This window comes from Allohahella marinimesophila (assembly GCF_039538005.1).
Lineage (GTDB): Bacteria > Pseudomonadota > Gammaproteobacteria > Pseudomonadales > Oleiphilaceae > Allohahella > Allohahella marinimesophila.
The window spans coordinates 868,328-888,655 of sequence record NZ_BAABBO010000001.1; the positions used below are offsets into that span (position 1 = coordinate 868,328).

The 20,328-nt window shown below is 56.4% G+C and carries 19 protein-coding genes and 1 tRNA gene; 15 read left to right on the forward strand and 5 right to left on the reverse strand.

Features of this window, described 5'->3' with window-relative positions; genetic code table 11:
• Positions 1-8 precede the first annotated feature (8 nt).
• Genes ABD735_RS03895 through imuA form a run of 3 tightly spaced genes read right to left on the reverse strand, consistent with a single transcriptional unit; the run spans position 9 to position 5,502 of the window.
• Entirely contained in the window at positions 9-3,206 is a 3,198-nt protein-coding gene (locus tag ABD735_RS03895; RefSeq protein ID WP_344803469.1) for an error-prone DNA polymerase, read from the reverse strand.
• The gene (locus tag ABD735_RS03900) at positions 3,203-4,657 is read right to left on the reverse strand and encodes a Y-family DNA polymerase (protein ID WP_344803471.1); all 1,455 of its coding nucleotides are present in this window, start codon (positions 4,655-4,657) and stop codon (positions 3,203-3,205) included. The genes ABD735_RS03895 and ABD735_RS03900 overlap by 4 nt, the downstream gene beginning before the upstream one ends.
• A gap of 5 nt (positions 4,658-4,662) precedes the next feature.
• Positions 4,663-5,502 (reverse strand): translesion DNA synthesis-associated protein ImuA, encoded by an 840-nt coding sequence (gene imuA, locus ABD735_RS03905; protein ID WP_344803473.1) that lies wholly within the window; start codon positions 5,500-5,502, stop codon positions 4,663-4,665.
• A 188-nt stretch (positions 5,503-5,690) separates the two neighbouring features.
• Here imuA and ruvA point away from each other — a divergent pair, with 188 nt between their 5' ends.
• From ruvA to nadA, 11 genes are all read left to right on the forward strand, one after another.
• Positions 5,691-6,386, forward strand: a complete 696-nt coding sequence (gene ruvA, locus ABD735_RS03910) for a Holliday junction branch migration protein RuvA (RefSeq protein WP_344803475.1) — start codon at positions 5,691-5,693, stop codon at positions 6,384-6,386.
• 14 nt (positions 6,387-6,400) lie between these two features.
• Positions 6,401-7,465, forward strand: a complete 1,065-nt coding sequence (gene ruvB / locus ABD735_RS03915) for a Holliday junction branch migration DNA helicase RuvB (RefSeq protein ID WP_344803477.1) — start codon at positions 6,401-6,403, stop codon at positions 7,463-7,465.
• Positions 7,462-7,890, forward strand: coding sequence for a YbgC/FadM family acyl-CoA thioesterase (locus ABD735_RS03920; RefSeq protein ID WP_344803479.1), 429 nt, complete (start codon positions 7,462-7,464; stop codon positions 7,888-7,890). The genes ruvB and ABD735_RS03920 overlap by 4 nt, the downstream gene beginning before the upstream one ends.
• Before the next feature lie 70 nt (positions 7,891-7,960).
• Positions 7,961-8,635, forward strand: a complete 675-nt coding sequence (gene tolQ / locus ABD735_RS03925) for a protein TolQ (protein ID WP_344803481.1) — start codon at positions 7,961-7,963, stop codon at positions 8,633-8,635.
• 80 nt (positions 8,636-8,715) lie between these two features.
• On the forward strand, positions 8,716-9,141 hold the full coding sequence (gene tolR / locus ABD735_RS03930) for a protein TolR (RefSeq protein ID WP_344803483.1): 426 nt from the start codon (positions 8,716-8,718) through the stop codon (positions 9,139-9,141).
• Between the two features lie 2 nt (positions 9,142-9,143).
• Positions 9,144-10,229, forward strand: coding sequence for a cell envelope integrity protein TolA (tolA, locus tag ABD735_RS03935; RefSeq protein WP_344803485.1), 1,086 nt, complete (start codon positions 9,144-9,146; stop codon positions 10,227-10,229).
• Between the two features lie 36 nt (positions 10,230-10,265).
• A complete protein-coding gene (gene tolB / locus ABD735_RS03940; RefSeq protein WP_344803487.1) occupies positions 10,266-11,588 on the forward strand; it encodes a Tol-Pal system beta propeller repeat protein TolB in 1,323 nt (440 codons plus the stop codon).
• 56 nt (positions 11,589-11,644) lie between these two features.
• Positions 11,645-12,214 (forward strand): OmpA family protein, encoded by a 570-nt coding sequence (locus tag ABD735_RS03945; RefSeq protein ID WP_344803489.1) that lies wholly within the window; start codon positions 11,645-11,647, stop codon positions 12,212-12,214.
• A 29-nt stretch (positions 12,215-12,243) separates the two neighbouring features.
• Positions 12,244-13,086 carry a tol-pal system protein YbgF gene (gene ybgF / locus ABD735_RS03950; protein WP_344803491.1) on the forward strand — a complete coding sequence of 281 codons (843 nt, stop codon included), beginning with the start codon at positions 12,244-12,246 and terminating at the stop codon, positions 13,084-13,086.
• Between the two features lie 81 nt (positions 13,087-13,167).
• Positions 13,168-13,243: transfer RNA gene (locus tag ABD735_RS03955), tRNA-Lys, on the forward strand.
• Between the two features lie 209 nt (positions 13,244-13,452).
• The gene (gene nadA / locus ABD735_RS03960; RefSeq protein ID WP_344803493.1) at positions 13,453-14,532 is read left to right on the forward strand and encodes a quinolinate synthase NadA; all 1,080 of its coding nucleotides are present in this window, start codon (positions 13,453-13,455) and stop codon (positions 14,530-14,532) included.
• Here the strand turns inward: nadA and ABD735_RS03965 are convergent.
• Positions 14,529-16,109, reverse strand: coding sequence for a M48 family metalloprotease (locus ABD735_RS03965; RefSeq protein ID WP_344803495.1), 1,581 nt, complete (start codon positions 16,107-16,109; stop codon positions 14,529-14,531). The genes nadA and ABD735_RS03965 overlap by 4 nt on opposite strands.
• A 141-nt stretch (positions 16,110-16,250) precedes the next feature.
• On the opposite strand from ABD735_RS03965, the gene ABD735_RS03970 reads away from it, so the two are divergent.
• Together ABD735_RS03970 and ABD735_RS03975 are read left to right on the forward strand one after the other, a co-directional pair.
• Positions 16,251-16,574: a sulfurtransferase TusA family protein gene (locus ABD735_RS03970; protein ID WP_344803497.1), complete on the forward strand. Its 324-nt coding sequence runs from the start codon at positions 16,251-16,253 to the stop codon at positions 16,572-16,574.
• Positions 16,567-17,646, forward strand: a complete 1,080-nt coding sequence (locus ABD735_RS03975; protein WP_344803499.1) for an AI-2E family transporter — start codon at positions 16,567-16,569, stop codon at positions 17,644-17,646. Before ABD735_RS03970 ends, ABD735_RS03975 begins: the two co-directional genes overlap by 8 nt.
• Here ABD735_RS03975 and ABD735_RS03980 read toward each other — a convergent pair.
• Positions 17,643-18,134 (reverse strand): peroxiredoxin, encoded by a 492-nt coding sequence (locus ABD735_RS03980; protein ID WP_344803501.1) that lies wholly within the window; start codon positions 18,132-18,134, stop codon positions 17,643-17,645. The two genes, ABD735_RS03975 and ABD735_RS03980, sit on opposite strands and share 4 nt — an antisense overlap.
• Before the next feature lie 163 nt (positions 18,135-18,297).
• Between ABD735_RS03980 and dapA the strand changes: the two genes are divergently transcribed.
• Together dapA and bamC are read left to right on the forward strand one after the other, a co-directional pair.
• Entirely contained in the window at positions 18,298-19,176 is an 879-nt protein-coding gene (gene dapA / locus ABD735_RS03985; protein ID WP_344803503.1) for a 4-hydroxy-tetrahydrodipicolinate synthase, read from the forward strand.
• Positions 19,177-19,184: 8 nt separating this feature from the next.
• Positions 19,185-20,327: an NlpB/DapX family lipoprotein gene (bamC, locus tag ABD735_RS03990; RefSeq protein ID WP_344803505.1), complete on the forward strand. Its 1,143-nt coding sequence runs from the start codon at positions 19,185-19,187 to the stop codon at positions 20,325-20,327.
• Position 20,328 lies beyond the last annotated feature (1 nt).

Below are 20,328 nucleotides of genomic sequence, written 5' to 3' on the forward strand. Positions count from 1 at the left end.
CTTCAGCCTTACTGGAAGTCTCGGGAAGCCGACTTCAGCTCATGAATCTGCTCACTGATATCTTCCAGATGATGCGCGATGACGTGGACAACCTGTCCATCGACATCGCGCTCAACCTTGCCATACACCTTCAGTATTCTTGACTGCACCAACACCTTCATCTGCTTCTTCGCCAAGGCCAGCCAGACCACCAGGTTGATGCTGCCGGTTTCATCCTCCAGTGTTAGAAAAGTCACGCCAGCTGCCGTCTTGGGGCGCTGACGATTGATGACTACGCCCGACACGATCACCAGACTCTTGTTCGGCAGCCGTGCCAGACTTTCTGCGGTGTGCTGCCTGTGCAACTGTTTGTTGTCTCGCAGATAGGCCATCGGGTGGTCTTTCAGCAGCACCGATGTACTGTCGTAATCTTCCAGCAGGTTTTGCAGGCGATCCGGTGGCATCACCGGACTGCGTTGCTGCTCCGACTCTGAAAACAGGTCTTTGTACAGGCCACGGCCTGCGGCCTGCCAACGCTGCTGATAGCGATGTTCGCCGAAGCAGCTGAAGGCATCGGCCGAGGCCAGCGCCTCGAGTTCATCCCGACGAATTTCGGCGATATTGACCACGGCCGCATAGCTCTGGAAACCGCCCGCGGGGCGGTTGCTCACAATGGCGCGGCCGCTGTCTTCCCGTATACCTTTGACTAGCCTGAAGCCCAACCGAAGCGCATGTCGCGCATCCCGTCGCAGATCCTGTTCCGGGCTGGCGCCCTTCCCAGAGGGCTCCGAAATTGGCTCGAGTGTGTGATCCCACTGGCTGCGATTGATATCCACGGGTAACACCAGCACATCATGACGTTTCGCATCCTGAATCAACTGCCACGGCTGATAGAAGCCCATGGGATGACTGTTGAGCAGGGCACAGCAGAACACAAGCGGGTAGTAGCACTTCAACCAGGCTGAGGCATAGACGAGCAGTGCAAAACTCGCGGCATGTGACTCGGGAAAACCATACTCGCCAAAGCCCTCGATCTGCCGCCCAATGCGATCGATGAAGCTGTCCGGAACACCGCGTTTGGCCAGATTCTCCTTGAGCTTTTCCCGCAGTCCGCTCATGTGTCCGGTCTTCTTCCAGCTCGCCATGGCACGCCGTAGCGCTTCGGCCTCATCTGCGGTAAAGCCAGCACCGATCATGGCCATGGCAATGACCTGCTCCTGGAAGATCGGCACGCCATAGGTGCGGGCCAGTATGGGCTTGAGCTCCTCCAGCGGAATCTCCACCGTTTCCAGTCCTGCCCGCCGTCGCAGATAGGGGTGCACCATGTCGCCATGGATGGGGCCAGGCCTGACCAGGGCGATCTGCACCACCAGATCGTAAAAGGTGGCCGGGCGCAGGCGGGGCAGCATGTTCATCTGCGCACGCGACTCCACCTGGAACAGGCCTATGGAATCGGCACGGCACAGCATGTCGAAAACACGGGGATCCGCCTCAGGTGGAATATCGCTCATTCTGAAGGTGCGACCGGTCAGTCCGCTGATCATGGCGAAAGACTTGTGCAGCGCGCTCATCATGCCGAGCGCCAGCACATCGACTTTCATCAGGTGGAGGGCTTCGAGATCATTCTTGTCCCACTGGATGACCGTTCTGTCGACCATGGCGGCGTTCTCGATTGGCACCAGGTCTGTGAGATGACCTTCGGTGATGACAAAGCCGCCTACGTGCTGCGATAGATGTCTTGGAAAGCCAAGCAATTCATCGAGCAGGCGCTTGAACAGACGCAGCGTCTTGCTGTCATCACTCAGTTCGCTACTGAAGACCTCATCGATCCAGTTGGCCTTGCTGCGATAGCCCCAGCCAAAGTTGGCAATGGCCTTTTCGAGCCGGTGCATCTCGAGTCCCAGCGCCTTGCCCAGATCACGAATCGCACTCTTGGGCCGATAACTGATCACTGTGGCTGCGATGGCGCAGCGTTCCCGGCCGTAACGCCGGTAGATATACTGAATGACTTCTTCACGCCGGGAATTATCGAAGTCCACATCGATATCAGGTGGCTCGTTGCGGCGCTTGGAAATGAAGCGCTCGAACAGCATGCTGCTTCTGGATGGGTCGACTTCCGTAATGCCAAGGCAGTAACACACGGCGGAGTTCGCTGCAGAGCCACGTCCCTGGCAGAGAATGTCCTGCGCTTTGGCATAGCGGACGATGTCGTGAATCGTGAGGAAGTAATATTCGTAACGCAGCTCCGCGATGATGCGCAGCTCTTTCTCGATCAGGGCCAGCACATTGTCTGGTATGCCTGCAGGGTAGCGTTCCTGGGCGCCTTCGAAGGTGAGTTTGCGAAGATAGGTACTGGGATCGAGCCCTTCGGGCACAGCTTCCCGTGGATACTGGTAGGTGATCTCATCGAGCTGGAAGGTGCAGCGCGCCAGTATGTCCATGCTGGCTTGTAGCACTGGCGCCGGATAGATCGCCGCCAACCGGCTGAGTGGCCGCAGATGATTCTGGGCATTAGGCATTAGCGTCGCTCGAGCAGCCTTGACCGACATGTTCAGGTCAATGGCCCGCAGGCAATCGTGCAGCATCTTTCGCCTGGAACTATGCATCTGCGGATAGCTGCTGGCGACGATCGGCAATTGCCAACGTTCGCTGAGTTGAGCTACATGCTCACTATGCGCCGCATCATGATCCGTGAGTAGTAGCTGTAGCAGCAGCCAGCAACGATCGCCAAAGGACTTGATGATGGCGATGAGTTCCGCACTGATGGTCTGCTCTGATGAATTGCCCGGCAGCCAGAGCAGGAGCCCCGTCTGAATTTCTTCACGTAGCCACTCCGGATGAAAGTGATAACTGCCTTTTTCTGCTTCGCGTCGGCAGCGGGTAATCAGGCGGCAGAGTTCCGCGTAAGCAGTTTTAGTGGTCGCCAGTACCACGAAGTGATGTCCGCCATGACGGAACTCACTGCCGGTAACAAGACGAAAACGATCCAGCCTGGCCTGCAGCTTACGCTTGGCGTGGTTCTCTTCCGGGTTCTCACTGGCCGCCTGTTCTTTCAGCTGGTCCAGCTGTTTCCAGGCCTTTACCGAACCAGCGACAGAGCATTCATCAGTGATGGCCAGCCCGAGATAGCCAAGTTCAAAAGCCTGCAGCACCAGCTCCTCAGGATGCGATGCGCCCTGAAGAAAGCTGTAGTTACTCAGGCAATGCAGTTCGGCAAAATCGATCACGCGAACAGACCCTGAGAAAAACACTGCTGATGCTTGTCGAAGAAAATCCAGCACAGGCTGCCGCCCGGCAGGCGGCTGATGTAGTAGTTCCGATAGCAAGCTTCGTCATCCCACCACCCGGTGTGGATCTGCACCGGCCCGTGAATGATCTGGAATTCGCTCACCATGGCTTTGGAGCTGAAGGCGAGAGGCGTGACCGGTGTGAGCCAGAGCGGTCTGGTCCTGCCGGATAGCTGTGTAATGGCGGCTGCTTCAGTGGCCTGGATAATCGAGCCGGCATAGATACTCTGTCGCTCAGGGCGGGGGTCATGCACGCAGCGCGGAAACAGTAAGCGGTGCTCCCCAAGTCTGGCGGCCAGACGATTCAGCAGGCGGGTCTGGCGGGCGCGGATCTGGTCCGCTGGCGCTTCCCACAATGCTGCCGCTTTCTGTTCGACCGGTATCAGTTCAGCCTCATGACTCCCGCCTGCATGCAACGAGGCTGCTATGACAGGCGCGGGCAGCTCACAGCGTTCGAGCGTCATCTTCAGCATGTATAACCAGCTTTCAGTACTGTTCTCTGCCTCAGCCAGATTGATCTGCAGATTGCGGGCAGGGTGGCGCTCGCTCTCACGGAAGCGCAGCACCAGTATGAGACGCTGCGCGCTCAGACAGCGAAGTCGCAGAAACTGGCAGAAGGTGCGTATGCCCTGACTGATGGGGAAGAAGAGCGCCTGCTGCTGCTCGATATCATGTTCAAAAGACTGCGACCAGTCGAAGCTTTCCGGCGCATAGTAGGGCTCCGGTAGCCATTGTCGGCGACCGAAAATGAAGTCGACCTCATCCAGGCTCGTCCCAAGGCGATAATTCAGCTCACCGGTATCGAGCGCCTTCAGATCACCAAGCGTCCTGAGACCCAGCTTGTGTAGCCGTTTCACCATGGGTGCCGACAGGGACAGCACGGTCACCGGCAAGTTTCTCAGCTCGATGATGGCATCAGGTTGATCAGCCGCGGCAGGCCCAATCTGCCTGGCGAGAATGCGCGCGGCTCTGGCGCGACTGTGCTGGGCGATGTGCACGGTATAGCCGAGCTGGGCATAGAACTCATGGAGAAAGGCGATCTGTGCGGCATAGTCGCCTTTCAGGCGCCGCATGGAACCGACTTCCATATACAGCCCGTCGGGCGCATCCGGGCTCACCCAGGCCGACTCTGCCAGTGCGGCCACTGCTACATGGCGCAGGGCCTGAAAGGCAGTGGCTGCACTGTATTTCACCACACGCACCGCTGGACACAGACAGCAGGCCGTTTCGCTGGTCATGGCGACTTCGAGCCCAGCCTGCTGCGCGGCCAGATTGATGTCGATGACCTGGCGACCATCCTGGGTCACCACGATAACCGGCTGTTCCGAACGAAACTCGGGCAGACTGTGCTCTGCAAATAAATGCGGCAGATGAAGGTATAACCAATGCATGGGAGTCAGATGGCGGCGGTCTGCAGCAGATGCTTCAGGTCGCTCAGTCGGCTGTAGTGGAAAGGTTGTGGCCTCGGAATCTTTACACTCATCTGCTCGTGAGGCCGGGGCCCACGCTGTTTGAGCACTTCAACCATCAACGCACCTGATGTTGTATCGGGCCTGAGCTGAAGGCGCAGCGAACTGGGGCTGCCAGCCTGATCCATGGCCGGTTGTGCGCTCTGCCGGTAAAGAAAGCAGGCCACCTTGTGCTGAGCCGCTGCAATCTGCAGCCTGCGCAGACAGGCATAGGCTTTCTGAGAGGACTGCTGACTCCGCCTGTTTTCCCCGGACAGACCCGGCCAGGCCAGTACGGCACTGCAGGCCCCACTCTTGATGGCTTCTTCGCAAGCCCACCAGACATCACGGTCGGAGCCGGGGCTGAGCACGATATGATTGTGCACATCTATATCCTCCGCAGCCAATGCGATAGAGTTGAGCTGGAAGGGCGGGGCAATCCAGATGATCCAGCGCTGGCCGCGGCTGAGTGTACGCAGCGCCGGCAACAGCAGCGAAAGTTCGCCAATACCATCGTTGGCATAGATGAGTTCAGTCACGCCATTGCATGGCCAGCCCTTGTCTGTGAGCACCCTGTCCAGCACCGAATACCCCGTAGCAAGCTGAACTGGTTGTGGGGCTGGTTGGGAGGCTGATTGAAATGGCCTGTCCGAATGGGTCACATCCTGGCGAACCTCACTGTCATAGAATGCCAGTGCCGGCTCAGAAGTCTGGAACGAGCTCTGCCCGGATGTGCGGGATTCATAGCGCCAGACCCGTCCGCTATCAATGAGCTGTTCAAGTGACATGTGCATCTCCGTTGTACAGAACTACTGTTTGTTTATACAGTATAGGAAGCGATGTGGTGCCACGCAATCACTATCAGGCCGCATCCGAAAGCTGTTTTGAAAAGCTCAGAAAGATCAGTCTGAAGAGGGCTTAAGTTAAATTAATAATTAATATGAATCGCTAACCCCATGAATAAAGAGGAAAAAGTGTGATTGGGTATATTCAGGGTCGCTTGCTCTCAATTGATTCTCCGCATGTATTGCTCAATGCTGGTGGGGTAGGCTATGAAATAGAAGTGCCTCTCACCGCTGCGCTCGAGCTCACCACGATCAATGTCGAATACGCCCTGTACACACATCTGGTGGTGCGAGAGGATGCCCAGTTGCTGTATGGTTTTCTCACCAGGCAGGATCGTGATCTGTTCCGGGTGCTGCTCAAGGTCAGTGGCATCGGACCGAAGCTTGCGGTGAATATTCTGTCGCACCTGACGGCAAGGGATCTGGTGGCGCTGGTGCGTGCTGAAGATCTGGCTACATTTACCCGTTTGCCGGGGATAGGCAAGAAGACGGCGGAGCGTCTGTTGATCGAATTGCGCGACCGGCTGGCCAATTGGAGCTTTCAGCAAAAGCCCGATCAGGCGAGTCAACGGTTGACAGGTGATGCTGACACGTCAGAATCAGGCGGCATGGGTATTGGGGCGCTGGTAGAGGTCGGCGCGGATGATGTTCTGGATGCCCAGTCGTCATCGCCGGCAAAGATTCGCTTCGAAGCCGAAACGGCTTTGATTGCATTGGGTTACAAGCCGCCAGAAGCCACCCGTATGATTGCCGCAGTCTATACTGATGCGCTGACGCGAGATGAATTGATCAGACAGGCCTTGCGTTCGATGGTGAAAGGTAAATAGCAATATGACGACATATGATAGAAGCTGACCGCCTCATTGCGCCACAGCCACTGCCACGGGAAGAGATCCAGGACAGGGCGATAAGACCAAAGTTGCTGAACGATTATGTCGGTCAGCCGCAGGTGTCGCAGCAGCTCGAAATTTTTATAGAAGCGGCCCGCAAGCGTGGCGAGGCGCTCGATCACACCCTGATTTTCGGTCCGCCGGGTCTGGGCAAGACTACATTGGCCAACATCATTGCCAATGAAATGGGCACCGCCATACGCACGACTTCCGGGCCAGTGCTTGAAAAGGCGGGCGATCTGGCTGCGCTGCTGACCAATCTCGAGCCACATGATGTGCTCTTCATCGACGAGATTCATCGCCTGAGTGCAGTCGTCGAGGAAATTCTCTACCCGGCCATGGAAGATTATCAGCTCGATATCATGATCGGGGAGGGGCCTGCGGCCCGTTCCATCAAGCTCGAGCTGCCACCGTTCACTCTGGTGGGTGCCACGACACGGGCAGGACTGCTGACTTCGCCCCTGCGCGATCGATTCGGTATCGTACAGCGTCTGGAGTTCTACAACGTTGCCGATCTCAGTCATATCGTATCCAGGTCGGGCCAGATGATGCAGGTGAGCATCGATGAAGAAGGCGCGCATGAGATTGCCCGTCGAGCTCGCGGCACGCCGCGTATTGCCAATCGCCTGCTACGGCGAGTGAGAGACTTTGCAGAAGTTCGCAGTGATGGACGCATCAACCGCGAGGTCGCTGATCAGGCGCTGAACATGCTCAAGGTCGACCTGCATGGGCTCGATCATATGGATCGCCGTCTCGTGATGGCGGTCATCGACAAGTTCGAAGGCGGGCCGGTGGGTCTTGATAGCCTCGGGGCTGCACTTGGCGAAGACAAGGGCACGCTGGAAGATGTCATCGAGCCCTATCTGATCCAGCAGGGCTTCCTCATGCGGACCTCGCGAGGCCGGATGGCGACAGCGCTGGCTTATAGACATTTCGGGCTGACGGCGCCAGCGACATTGCTGGTCGAAGCCCAGAACGACGAGCAGCAGATACAATCGGGCAGGCCCGCATCGTGAGCAGTTTTGCCTGGCCAATACGAATATATGTCGAGGATACCGATGTCGGTGGCATCGTGTTCTATGCCAATTATCTCAAATTCATGGAGCGGGCGCGGACTGAACGGATTCGTTCTCTGGGCTTTCCACGATTGGAAACCTTGTGGTCAGAGGTCATATTCGTTGTTCACAGTGCCGAGCTGCAATATCATCAGCCCGCGCGCCTGGATGATGAAATATTGGTCACGGCAGACGTTATCAGGCTCGGTCGCAGCTATATTGAGTTCAGTCAGCATGTCTACCTCCGTCAGCCTGACACCGAAACAAGGGCAGGGCTTGGCAAACCCATCGTCAGTGGTCGCATTAAAATCGCCTGCGTCACTCACGACAAACTGAAGCCAACTGCCATGCCTGCTGCCCTCGCGGCCGCACTGGGAAAGGATTGAGTGCCCTGTTATGGGCTTGAAGCATAACCTGAATAACATTTGAAAGAGGTTCGTTTGCGTGGAAGATAAAATGTCGATCTGGTCCCTGGTTTCAGAGGCTAGCATCCTGGTTCAGATAGTCATGATCATACTGCTGCTGGCATCGATACTGTCGTGGGTGGTCATCTTTCAGCGCGCACAGGTGTATCGCCAGGCCAAACGGGTGACCCAGAAGTTCGAGGAACGCTTCTGGTCAGGCATGGATCTGAACCAGCTGTTCAGGGAAGTGAATGCTGCGCCAAACCTGCACTCTGGCTCGGAACAGATTTTCCGCTCGGGCTTCAAGGAGTTCTCCAGGCTGCGTCAGCAGACCGGTGTGGATCCTGATGCGGTCATGGAGGGCACCCAGCGCGCGATGAAGGTGTCCTTCACCCGTGAAATGGAACGCCTTGAGTCGAATCTGTCCTTTCTCGCCACGGTGGGTTCAACCAGTCCCTATATCGGCCTCTTTGGTACGGTCTGGGGGATCATGAACTCCTTCCGCGGTCTGGCGCAGTTGCAACAGGCTACCATCGCCAGCGTTGCACCAGGTATTTCCGAAGCCCTGATCGCTACGGCCATAGGCCTGTTTGCAGCCATTCCGGCTGTTATCGCCTACAACCGATTCTCCTCACAAGCAGATACTTTCGCAAACAACTACCAGACCTTTGCTGAGGAATTCTCCAGTATTCTCCACCGGCGCGCCCACACCAAAGCTGCTGCCTGATGTCATGGGCATGCCTCAGGCTCGCGAAGAGCCGGGCTGCCTTGAAGTGTAACGGCCTACAGTAAAGGAGCCGACAGCTTATGGATTTTGTTCGCATCAAGCGCAAGCCGATGTCTGATATCAACGTTGTGCCTTATATCGACGTCATGCTTGTGCTGCTGGTCATTTTCATGATCACTGCACCGATGCTGATGCAGGGCGTGGATGTCGCCCTGCCACAGACTGATTCCGATGCCCTGCAATTGCCCCAGGACAAACCACCATTGATCGTGAGCGTAGACAGCTACGGCGCATATTACGTGGAACTTGGCGAAGAGCGCAGCAAGCCGCTGGAGCTAGGTGAGCTGGCCAATAAGGTGAAAGCCCAGAAGGCCGAAGATCCCCAGCTACTCGTGCTTGTGCGTGGCGATACCAATGCCTCGTACGGCACCGTAGTCAACCTGATGGCGATTCTGCGGAGCTCAGGGGTGAAGGATGTCGGTCTCATTACCGAGCAGCCCAAATAGCGATGACTCAAGGTTCTGATTCAGATCGAAATCTGACAGCGAGCACCAACGACCGGTCTGCTGGCGGCCAGTCGGCAAATCCATCCATGGCGCGCTCAGCGACGACGGACGTGCCCTGGCTCATGCCCGTGGCCGTCTCTATGGTTCTGCACGCGGTGCTCATCGGGCTGATGTGGGTGACCATCGATTCGTCGGACAAGATGATAGAAGTGCCGCGCCACATTCAGGCGGTCATGATTGATGACGACACACTCAAGGCCATGATGCAGGCTACTCAGCCAGCGCCAAAACCTGTGCCCCAACCAGAGCCAAAGCCGCAACCGAAGCCTGAGCCAAAGCCCGAACCGAAGCCGGTTGAAAAGCCGCCTGAGCCGCCGCAGCCTGATCCTGAAGTCGTGCGACTGAAGGAGCAGCAGGCCAAGGAGCAGGCTGCTGCTGAAAAAGCTCGGCTAGCCGCCGAAAAGGAGCAGGCGCGGATCGCAGAACTCGCCCTGAAGAAAAAAAAGGATAAGGAAAAGCGCAAGCGCGAGGCCCAGGCAAAGCTGGAGCAGGAAAAAAAGAACAAGGCTTTTCTCGAGCAGCAGCGCATAGCCAAGGAGAAACAGCGTGAGCTGGATCGGCAGGCGCGAGAGAAGGAGCGCGAAGCTGCGCGTCAGGCGGAGCTGGCCAAGGCAGAGCAGAACCGCAAGAGCGCTGAAGAGCAGTTGCTCGCCGACGAAGCTGCCCAGTTCGAAAAAATGTTTGACCAGCAGGCGAGCCGACAGCCGGCTCAACAGACCAATAACTCACAGCTGCAAGCCATGGCGGGTGAGCGAGAAAGACTGATACAACAGATTACTGAAAAGATAGAGCGTAGCTGGATCGAGCCACCTGGACAGAACCGGGGGCTGGAAGTCGATATTCGACTCGAGCTCCTGCCAACGGGTGAGTTGAAGACAGCCAGAATTGCATCGAGCAGCGGAAATAATGGTTTCGACCAGTCTGCGCTCAATGCTGCCTATTCAGTGTCCCGGTATCCGGTGCCTCGAGATACAGCGCTGTTCAATGCTGACTTTCGAAATATCACCATCAAATTCCGGCCGAAGTAAGGCTTCGACCATCTTGAATCAAGGAGTGCAGACAGTTTGCTGAACAAGACCATGCCAATCGCCGCTGCCAGGTTTACTGTAGTGGCCACACTACTGCTCTCGCTGCTGCTGTCGGCTGCAGCGCGTGCCGATCTCGTCATCGAGATCACGCAGGGCGTGAAGGGTGCCGTGCCAATTGCCATCGTGCCATTCGCGAATGAGACGGCAGGGAGTCTGCCCCAGGATCCTTCCGAGATCATCACGGAAGATCTGCGAAGAAGTGGCGATTTCGAGCCTCTTGGCAAGCAGAACTTTCTCAGTCTCCCCAGCAAGGGCGAGGATATCTTCTTTCGTGACTGGTCTCTGCTGGGGCAGCGTTACCTGGTAGTTGGTGCGATCAGCAAGGGCGACGGGCCGGACATGCTGAAGCTTCGTTATGAGCTGCATGACGTCACCTCGCGCAAGCGCATCCTGGGCCGTGTAGTCACGGGCAAGGAAGGCGCGCTCAGAGACATGGCGCATTCTGCGGCGGATGCCATTTATGAAGCGCTGACAGGCACCAAAGGCGTATTTTCGACCAAAATTGCCTATGTCGTGCTCGAAGGCACCAACAAGAAGCCGGTGTACTCGCTTGAAATAGCCGACGCCGACGGTCAGCGCTCGAAGGTCATCTACAAGTCGCCTAGCCCTGTTCTGTCTCCTGCCTGGTCGCCAGACGGCAAGAAACTGGCCTACGTGTCCTATGAAACCGGTCGTCCTGCGATATTCATTCAGGATATCAATTCAGGTGTCAGGACCAAGACCGCATCCTACAAGGGCATCAACAGTGCGCCAGCCTGGTCGCCAGATGGCCGTAAATTGGCCATGACGCTGTCAAAAGACGGTAATCCGGAAATTTACACACTGGATCTCGGCAGTGGAGACCTCAAGCGCATTACCAATAATTGGGGCATAGACACTGAGGCGAACTGGTCTCCAGATGGCAAGTCACTGGTCTTTACCTCCGACCGCGGCGGCAGCCCGCAGATCTACAAAACTGACATTAGCGGCGGCGGCGAAACACGTCTAACCTTTGACGGACGCTATAACGCTCGACCCCGCTACAGTATGGATGGCGAGAGCCTGTTCTTCGTGCACCAGCGGGAAGGCGTGTTTAATGTCGCGAGAATGGATCTCGAAACACGGGAACTGGATGTCCTCAGTGGTACCAGGATGGATGAGTCACCCAGCGTGGCACCAAATGGAAATATGGTAATCTACGCCACAAAGGATAACGGACGGGGTATGCTGGCTGTAGTCGGCGTCACGACTGGCGCCAGATATGTTTTACCGTCGAGAGAGGGTGATGTTCGGGAACCTGCATGGTCACCGTTTCTCTAAACTCTCCGTACACACGAATAAATGATAATTTACCGCCACATCAAGGGAAATCTAATATGAATATGATCGGTCTGCGTTCTATCCTGCTGGCCAGTGTTGCCGGCGTTTTTCTGTCAGCTTGCGCCGGGCAGGACCAGCGGCCGGATCTCGACTCCGATACTGTAGGCCTTGAGGACGATACCAATGGCAGTGAGTCTACCGGTTTCGGCAGCAGCGGCGGCCTGAGCGAACAGCAACTCGAAGAGCAGGCCAGGCAACAGGAGCAGGATGCGCTCACGGCTGAGCAGGATGCGCTCCGCGATGTGAGGGTGTTCTATTTCGAGTTCGACAAGGCGCTCGTGGAGCCTGCTGCCCAGGTGCCGTTGCGTGCTCATGCGACCTACCTGAGCAACAATCCGAATACTAGTGTCGTTCTGAACGGATACACCGATGAGCGTGGCACCAAGGAGTATAATCTCGCCCTTGGAGAGCGACGTGCAAAGGCTATCGAGCGTTTCCTGCTGGTCAATGGCGCCGCTGATACTCAGGTCGAAACCGTAAGCTTTGGTGAAGAGTTCCCTGCCAACTACGGCAGCAGCGACGATGCCTACAGCAAGAATCGTAGGGTCGTGCTGGAATACCGGTAGTCGTCAGTTTATGAACCCGGGAGTTGTCTATGTTCGTGAATAAAATCCGGGAGTCTGGTGGAATGAGCTTCGGGCTGGCTCTGGTCGGCCTGATGGCGCTCTCCAGTCTGTCGGCCTTGAAAGTGGAGGCGGCTGACAATTCGGCCGCCATCAACGCGCAGTTGCTGTATTCCGTCGACCAGATGAAAGAAGAGCTGCGCGACCTTCGCGGACAGGTGGATGAGCTTACTTATCGACTCAAGCAAGCTGAAGACCAGCAGAAAACACGCTACATCGATCTGGACTCGCGCTTGCAGAAGCTGTCTGGTGGGGGTAGTGACGGTACATCTGACAGTAAAAGAAGCGATGACGCCCGCCCAGGCAATGCGACGCCAAGTGATGCATCGGTCGGCGCGGTGCCGCCACCGCTAGCGGAATCCGGTACTATTCGGGAAACCGTTGATCCTCAGGCTACGACCGAGGCTGGCGAGGTATTGGCGGACAGCAATCAGGTCGCCAGCCCTGAGGCACGAAAGGCTTACGACGATGCCTACGCGCTCATCAAGCAGCGTCAGTACGAGCCCGCTGTCGATGCACTTCATGCCTTCGTCAAGGATCACCCTGACAGCGATCTTACGGCGAATGCCTATTATTGGCTTGGAGAGGTGTATCTTGTCCTGCCAAGGCTTGAACTCGCGAAGCAGTCCTTTCTGCTCGTAGTCGGAAAATTTCCTGAGCACAGGAAAGCCCCGGATGCCATGTACAAGCTCGGCGTGACCACGCATAGGCTGGGGGAGAACGACGCTGCCAGAAAAGTGCTGAATGAGGTGCAAGCGCGCTATCCTGACACCACAGCTGCCCGTTTGGCGGGCGACTACAAAAAACAGCTCTGATTTCAAGCCCAATATTTTAGTTTTATTCTTACATTTGCCCTTGTCATTTGGCTCAGAATCCGTATTATGAGCGCCTCGTTTGGGTCGTTAGCTCAGTTGGTAGAGCAGCTGGCTTTTAACCAGTAGGTCGATGGTTCGAATCCATCACGACCCACCATCATATTCAGACGAATCAGCCCCTTTTACGAGGGGCTTTTTTTTGTCTGCTCGACAGTAGGCTGCGACCAGTGGCGGCGCTACCCCAAAGCCATCGCATCCACCTGTTCAGCCTTTTCCCCTCTTGGTATAGTTGCACATCTGAACCAGGGTGTTCGGGCCAATCTGGTCAGAACCTCGAATGACCGCAGCGCTGGAAGCTACCACATCATGAATCAAGACTCTGCAGAACGTATCAGGCATGCCTCATCTGAAGTGAGTGCGGATACCTCTGCGCGCATACTGGTTCAGGAACATTTCGCGCGTGAACACGAACCCAATGATTTGAGTTCTGAAAGAAAGGCTGCCCTCAAGCGTGAAATCCGGGAACTCCTCAAGTCGCAGAATGCAGCCATAGTGGCTCACTACTATACGGATGGCGATCTGCAGGAACTCGCAGATGAGACCGGCGGCTGCGTCTCTGACAGTCTGGAAATGGCCCGTTTTGGTGCTCATCATGAGGCTGAGACCCTGGTCGTCTGCGGCGTGAAGTTCATGGGCGAAACAGCCAAGATTCTCAGCCCTGAAAAAACTATCCTCATGCCGACACTCGAAGCCACCTGCTCTCTGGACATCGGCTGTCCGATTGAGGAGTTCTCTGCCTTCTGTGACCAACACCCAGAGCGCACGGTCGTGGTCTACGCCAATACATCCGCCGCCGTAAAGGCCAGGGCCGACTGGGTGGTGACCTCGAGCATTGCAGTTGATGTGTGCGCTCACCTCCAGAGTGAAGGCAAATCGATTCTCTGGGCACCAGACCAACATCTGGGGCGCTACATACAGCAGAAGTCCGGGGCTGACATGCTGCTCTGGAATGGTTCGTGTATTGTTCACGAAGAATTCAAGGCCGAAGCGTTGAAGGACCTGAAGCGTGTGTATGAAGATGCTGCAGTGCTGGTGCATCCGGAGTCGCCGCTGGCCGTTACAGAGCTGGCGGACGTCGTCGGCTCGACCTCGCAGTTACTGAGGGCAGTGCGCGAACGTCCTGAACAGACCTTCATCGTAGCTACTGATGCAGGCATCTTCTACAAGATGCAGCAACAGGCGCCTGACAAGGTCCTCATCGCTGCGCCGACGGCTGGCACAGGGGCTACCTGCCGCAGCTGCGCGCATTGTCCGTGGATGGCCATGAACGGCCTGGAGTCTCTCAGGAACGTACTTCTGAACAAGGATCAGGAAATACTGGTTGATCCGGAGCTTGGCCGAAAGGCCATGATCCCGCTTCAACGAATGCTGGACTTCAGACCTTAAGACTCATCGCGGCCGGCGAGATCTGCTGGCCGCCCAAGAATCTTGCTGTGTAGCCGCGCCATGGCTTCGACCTCATTGATCTTGTTCTGAATAACCGATTTTTCGCGATACTCGCTGCTTTTTTCGAGTGCCCGCTGCAGTTGGCTCTCCGCATTCCGCAATCGACCATTGAGCATGAAGTACTCCGCACGGGCCATATGCACTGACTGGATGTTACCAACGAGCCCGTAGAGTTCTGCCAGGTCGTACCAGATGGAGGGCTCATCTGGATACCGTGTCGACAGTTGCTCCAGTGGTTCAAGTGCCGCCTTGTAGTTCCTGCGCTCATATTCGATGTCAGACAGGGTGCGGAGCAAGGGGTAATTGCCGGGCGCCAGGCTGATCTTCGATGTGAGGATATCGACCGCCTTGTCCTTATCATCCAGTGCTGCGTACATTTCGGCCTCGAGAAGCGCGACGGCCACTGAAAACCCATAACGCTTTTTCAACTGTTCCAGAGCTGGCGCCTGGGCTTTGATCAGCGCCGAGTCCGAGGTCTTGATGGCTGCGAAGACAGTGCCGTAGCGATAGCCCTCTGCCTGAAGACCATCTGAACCCTTCAGGTTCTGCTCGAACAGCTTGAAAGCTGCGCGATAGTCATTGGCCAGCACAGTCCGTGCACGCGCCTGGGCGAAGTAATAATCTGCCTGTTCCTTGTAGACGCCACGTGGAGCGTTGGCCGCGTAAGCTGCCATGTCAGACAGCCGGTTTTCGGTCAGCGGGTGGGTGCGCAGGTATTCCGGAACCTGGTTCGAAAAGCGGCTGGCTTCAGACATGCGCTTGAACATGTACACCATGCTGTGGGCGTCCATACCACTGGCGATCATGGTCTGCAAGCCGAAGCGGTCTGCTTCGCGCTCTGCATCACGGCTGTAGGCAAGCACCCGATTCATGGAGTAGGCCTGCGACCCGGCCAGGGCAGCCATACCCGCCTGACCACCCGCAGTGGCTGCAACGATGATCGAAGCGACGAGGCTGGCAATGCTAAGGGCAGCGTTGGCCCTGCTGTTTTCCTGCCTGCGCGCAAAGTGGCGCTGGCTGAGATGTGAAAGCTCGTGCGCCAGCACGCTGGCGAACTCCTCTTCACTCTGTGCATACAGGAAGAGACCGGCATTCACACCGACGATGCCCCCGGGTACAGCAAAGGCATTGAGGGCGGCCGAATCGACCACGATCACCTTGATGTCCGTGGCGTTGAGGCGCCCCTCAGTGAAGCCACCGGCAACATTGGAGTTATAGGACAGACCGGAATTTGGCAGCAGAACGAAGGCGAGGTCCCTGACGTATTGCTGCACATACCAGTCCTGTACCTGAGGCATGCCTCCGCGCAGCTTCTGCAGCCAGATTTCGCCGAGTTGGCGTTCTTCCGACAGGCTGATCGCCGAACTGCCATCGCCAAGATTGGGCAACTCGTCGGCGCGCGGCTGATTGTTGAAGAACATTCCGCAGATGAACACTAGCGTACAGCTCAGCAGCGACCATGTGCTGGATGTGCCGCTGTAATTGTGGGGGCTTGCACTGGAAGATATGGACAGCAATGGAAAGACCTCAATGCAGGACAGCCTGAAGGCGCTATCCTCTTCTTTTAACAGTTTTTTACTAATTAATCCCTGCAGTAGCCGTGTGATTTCAATCAATACACAATATGCTGTAGATATGTTCAGCCGGAAAACCGTGTTATGAATCAGTCTAGTCAAAAAAGTGTGCGGCAGTCATCAGCAATTTCGCCGGAGAAGATTCGCAAACTCGATCTGCGCGGACTCCGCTGCCCCATGCCACTGCTTAAAACCAAGCTGGCCCTGAAGACGCTGGCAGCTGATGAAATGCTTGAAGTCACTGCAGACGATGCCGGGACTCGCAAGGATTTCCCAGCCTTTCTGCGACTGAGTAGCTTCGACCTGATCGCAGAACAGGTGGAAGGCGACTGCTTCATCTATCATATTATTCATGACACTGGGGCGATTGCCCCGATAACAGGCGAGCCCTCCTTGCGCAATGATTAAAGTTCTCCGGTCCTGGTTCCATAAATATTTTTCAGACGAAGAAGCCGTCATTCTTCTGTTGCTCCTGGTGCTGGTCCTGGCGCTGGTCATCAACTTCGGCTCTGCGCTGGCTCCTGTGTTGGCTTCCCTGGTGATTGCCTATGTGCTTCAGGGCGTCGTCATTCGTCTCAAGCGGCTAGGAATGCCTCATCTGGCAGCGACTGTGCTGGTGTTCCTGGTGTTTTTCAGCCTGACGCTGGCGTCCATATTCCTCCTGCTGCCGCTGCTGTTTTCGCAGACTACCGAACTGGTAAAGGAGCTGCCGAAAATGCTCAACGGCGCCCAGGCGCAGATTGATCAGTTCGCTCTTCGCTACCCTGAATATCTGTCACAGGAAAGAATAAGCGAGTTCTATGGGCAGATAGCCACCGAAGCCAGCGTTATGGGACAGTGGCTCGTGAGTTCAATTTCTTCGAGTATTCCAGCGCTCATCGGCATCCTGATTTACGCGGTCCTCGTACCCATCCTGGTGTTCTTCATGCTCAAGGACAGGGACCTGCTGGTCGGCTGGCTGTCCAGACGTCTCCCCGCCAAGCGCCAGTTGATGAATACCATCTGGACCGAAGCCAATCAGCAGTTTGCGAACTACATTCGGGGCAAGGTGCTCGAGATCGTTATCGTCGGCGCGGCGACCTACGTGTCGTTTGTGCTCATGGGCGTGAACTACGCGGCGCTGCTGGCGCTGCTGGTGGGCTTGTCAGTGGTGGTGCCCTACGTTGGCGCGGCTGTGGTGACCATTCCCGTGGCGCTGGTCAGCATTTTCCAGTTTGGCTGGGGGAGCGAGTTCATCTGGGTCATGACCGTTTATGGCATCATTCAGGCGCTGGATGGCAACGTGCTGGTGCCGCTCCTGTTTTCCGAGGTCGTGAACCTGCATCCGGTCGTCATTATCGTGAGCGTACTGTTCTTCGGCGCGATGTGGGGGCTCTGGGGCGTGTTCTTTGCCATTCCCCTGGCCACATTGCTAAAGGCGATCATTGCCGCCTGGCCAACGGCATCGCTGGCCTATGACGGCGGTGCTTCAGATATCTAGGCGTTGTCGACGAGACGTGAGGTTTTAACGGCTTCGAGCACCTCGGCAACGTGATCTTTCACCTTGACGCCAGACCAGATCTTGACGAGTTTGCCTGAGGGGTCAAACAGAAAGGTGGACCGCTCAATGCCCATGTGTTCCTTGCCATAGAGTTTTTTCAGCTTGATCACGCCGAAATGCTGGCAGAGTTTCTCATCAGGGTCGCTGATAAGTTCAAAAGGCAGATCGTACTTGGTCTTGAAATTGTTATGTGAGCGAAGGCCGTCCCGCGATACGCCGTAAACCTTCGTCTGCATTGACTTGAATTCTTCGTAATGTTCCGCAAAGTCCTGCGCTTCAGTCGTACAGCCAGGCGTATTGTCCTTCGGATAGAAATAGATCACCACTGGATGACCCTTGAGTGATGGAAGGTCCAGTTGGTCAGCACCGGGCTTGGTTCGCGGTGTTACGTCCACACTGATCTGGGGGAGGGTGTCGCCAATCTTCATATCTTGCTTCCTTCTCCGGGGCTTGATTTTGCAGGCGCAGTGCATTCCAGCCACGCCCGAGTCTCAGCTTGTTTCCTGCTGAGCTCGGCAGTAACATACGCTACTTCTTTGAATCGGTCTCAATATCCAGGCTGATTGTCCTCTAATTCTTGGGAGTCCGTTCATGATCACTGGGAGCATCGTCGCCCTGGTCACTCCAATGCTGTCTGCTGGCGAACTCGACTGGGACGCGCTTGCACGACTCATCGAATACCATATCGTCAATGGCACCAATGCCATCGTTGCCGTCGGCACTACAGGTGAGTCCTCTACACTCGATTTTGCCGAGCACGCCACTGTATTGCGCTTTGTCGTTGAAAAGGTGAATGGTCGTATCAGCGTCATCGCCGGTACCGGCGCCAACTCCACCAAGGAGGCCATCCACCTTACCCGCCAGGCTCATAACGCCGGTGCGGACGCCTGCCTGCTGGTGGCGCCGTATTACAACAAGCCGAGTCAGAACGGCATTCTCGCGCACTACACGGCCATTGCCGACGCTGTCGAGATTCCGCAGATTCTTTACAACGTCCCGGGCCGCACCGTCTGTGATGTCCACAACGATACGGCGCTGCAGCTCGCAGAGCACCCCAATATCGTAGGGATCAAGGATGCTACCGGTGATCTCAAGCGTGGACGCGAACTCATCGCCGGCGCTCCAGATAATTTCGCCGTCTATTCGGGCGATGACGGCACCGCCGTCGAGCTCATTCTCAGTGGTGCGGCAGGCAACATCAGCGTAACGGCCAACGTCTGCCCGAAGATGATGTCCCGACTGTGCCGTCTCGCGCTGGAAGGCGAGTCGGATGCTGCACGAACTCTGCAGGACCAGCTACAGCCTCTGCACCGCGCCATGTTTCTGGAAGCGAACCCGATACCGGTAAAATGGGCGCTGACTGAAATGGGTATCATGGAAGGCGGTATTCGTCTGCCACTGACGCCTCTGCAATTACAGTATCACCAGCAGGTGCGCGACGCCCTCCGCATTTTTGATCTCGTACCTTGAGTACTGCCATGTCTGTTTTACCCCGTTCTGCAAAATCCCTCCTGCTAGGCACAGCGGTGCTGAGTGCCGCAGCCTGTGCATGGGTGGAGGACCGCAGTGACCGATACATGACCGTCAAGCCGGCAGAGCCGTTGGAAGTGCCTGAAGTGTTTGAGGGCGATACCAGGCTGAGTGATCGTTATCCGATTCCAGCTGCAGAAAAAGCCTTCATCGCCCGCGGCAGCTTCAAGGTGCCAGCCGCACCACAGCCACAGAGCGAAATCAGTGAGTCGCTGTTCAACGTGCGCAAGTCCGACGATGCCGTCTGGCTGTCCACCTCTGAGCCGCCAGGGCGTATCTGGCCAGCGATGAAGCAGTATTGGGAATCTCATGGCGCGGATGTCAGCGAAGATCGCATCGAAGAGGGCATCATGGTCGTCGAGTTTCCAGCGACGTCGGCCAAGGCTTCGTCCTGGACCCGCCGGCACGAGTTGAAAATGCCAGCCTCTGACCCGATGGGGGCTGTGGCCATGCAGATAGAAGTCACCCAGGGCCTCAAGAAAAAGAGTTCGGAAATCCGCATTCAGTCGCTCGATTATGATGTGAGGACCGATGCGCTGGCACCTGATGCTCCGGATGAAACACTGGAGCCTGGGCGCAGCCCGGAGCTGATGCTGAAGTCGCTCGCTTACGGTCTGAGTCAGAGCGTCTCCGACTTCAATACCTACTCTCTCGTCGCCCAGCGCATAGATAGCGAACAGCGGGTTCGGCTGGTGACTGATGGCATGACAGTGCCGTATATCCAGGTCAAGCTCAATGAGGGGCGCGCCTGGTTCGAACTCGAGCAGGCCGTGCTGAACAGTCGCTTCGATCTGATTGACCAGAACCGGGCCAATGGCCGTCTATTCATTCAGTATGACGAGTCGCGCAGCGGCGAAGAGCCCGGCTTCATGGCCTCGTGGTTCAGCGACGACGAAGACACAGATACCGACCGCCTATCCGACGATTATAACTTTCAGATTGAACTGAAAAACGTATCGGATGAACTGCGGGTGTATGTTCTGCCGCGAAATGCAGGCGTGCCCTACGATATTTCCACCCTCAGCGGCAATGAGCAGCACCGGGCGGACTCACTTACCATCCTGAATGAAGTCATGGAGAAGCTAGGCTGAT

Coding starts and splice junctions, on each gene's coding strand:
- ABD735_RS03900 (WP_344803471.1), bottom strand. CDS start 4,657: ATGCATTGGTTATACCTTCATCTGCCGCATTTATTTGCAGAGCACAGT.
- imuA (WP_344803473.1), bottom strand. CDS start 5,502: ATGTCACTTGAACAGCTCATTGATAGCGGACGGGTCTGGCGCTATGAA.
- ruvB (WP_344803477.1), top strand. CDS start 6,401: ATGATAGAAGCTGACCGCCTCATTGCGCCACAGCCACTGCCACGGGAA.
- tolQ (WP_344803481.1), top strand. CDS start 7,961: ATGTCGATCTGGTCCCTGGTTTCAGAGGCTAGCATCCTGGTTCAGATA.
- tolR (WP_344803483.1), top strand. CDS start 8,716: ATGGATTTTGTTCGCATCAAGCGCAAGCCGATGTCTGATATCAACGTT.
- tolA (WP_344803485.1), top strand. CDS start 9,144: ATGACTCAAGGTTCTGATTCAGATCGAAATCTGACAGCGAGCACCAAC.
- ABD735_RS03945 (WP_344803489.1), top strand. CDS start 11,645: ATGAATATGATCGGTCTGCGTTCTATCCTGCTGGCCAGTGTTGCCGGC.
- ybgF (WP_344803491.1), top strand. CDS start 12,244: ATGTTCGTGAATAAAATCCGGGAGTCTGGTGGAATGAGCTTCGGGCTG.
- nadA (WP_344803493.1), top strand. CDS start 13,453: ATGAATCAAGACTCTGCAGAACGTATCAGGCATGCCTCATCTGAAGTG.
- ABD735_RS03970 (WP_344803497.1), top strand. CDS start 16,251: ATGAATCAGTCTAGTCAAAAAAGTGTGCGGCAGTCATCAGCAATTTCG.
- ABD735_RS03975 (WP_344803499.1), top strand. CDS start 16,567: ATGATTAAAGTTCTCCGGTCCTGGTTCCATAAATATTTTTCAGACGAA.
- ABD735_RS03980 (WP_344803501.1), bottom strand. CDS start 18,134: ATGAAGATTGGCGACACCCTCCCCCAGATCAGTGTGGACGTAACACCG.
- dapA (WP_344803503.1), top strand. CDS start 18,298: ATGATCACTGGGAGCATCGTCGCCCTGGTCACTCCAATGCTGTCTGCT.
- bamC (WP_344803505.1), top strand. CDS start 19,185: ATGTCTGTTTTACCCCGTTCTGCAAAATCCCTCCTGCTAGGCACAGCG.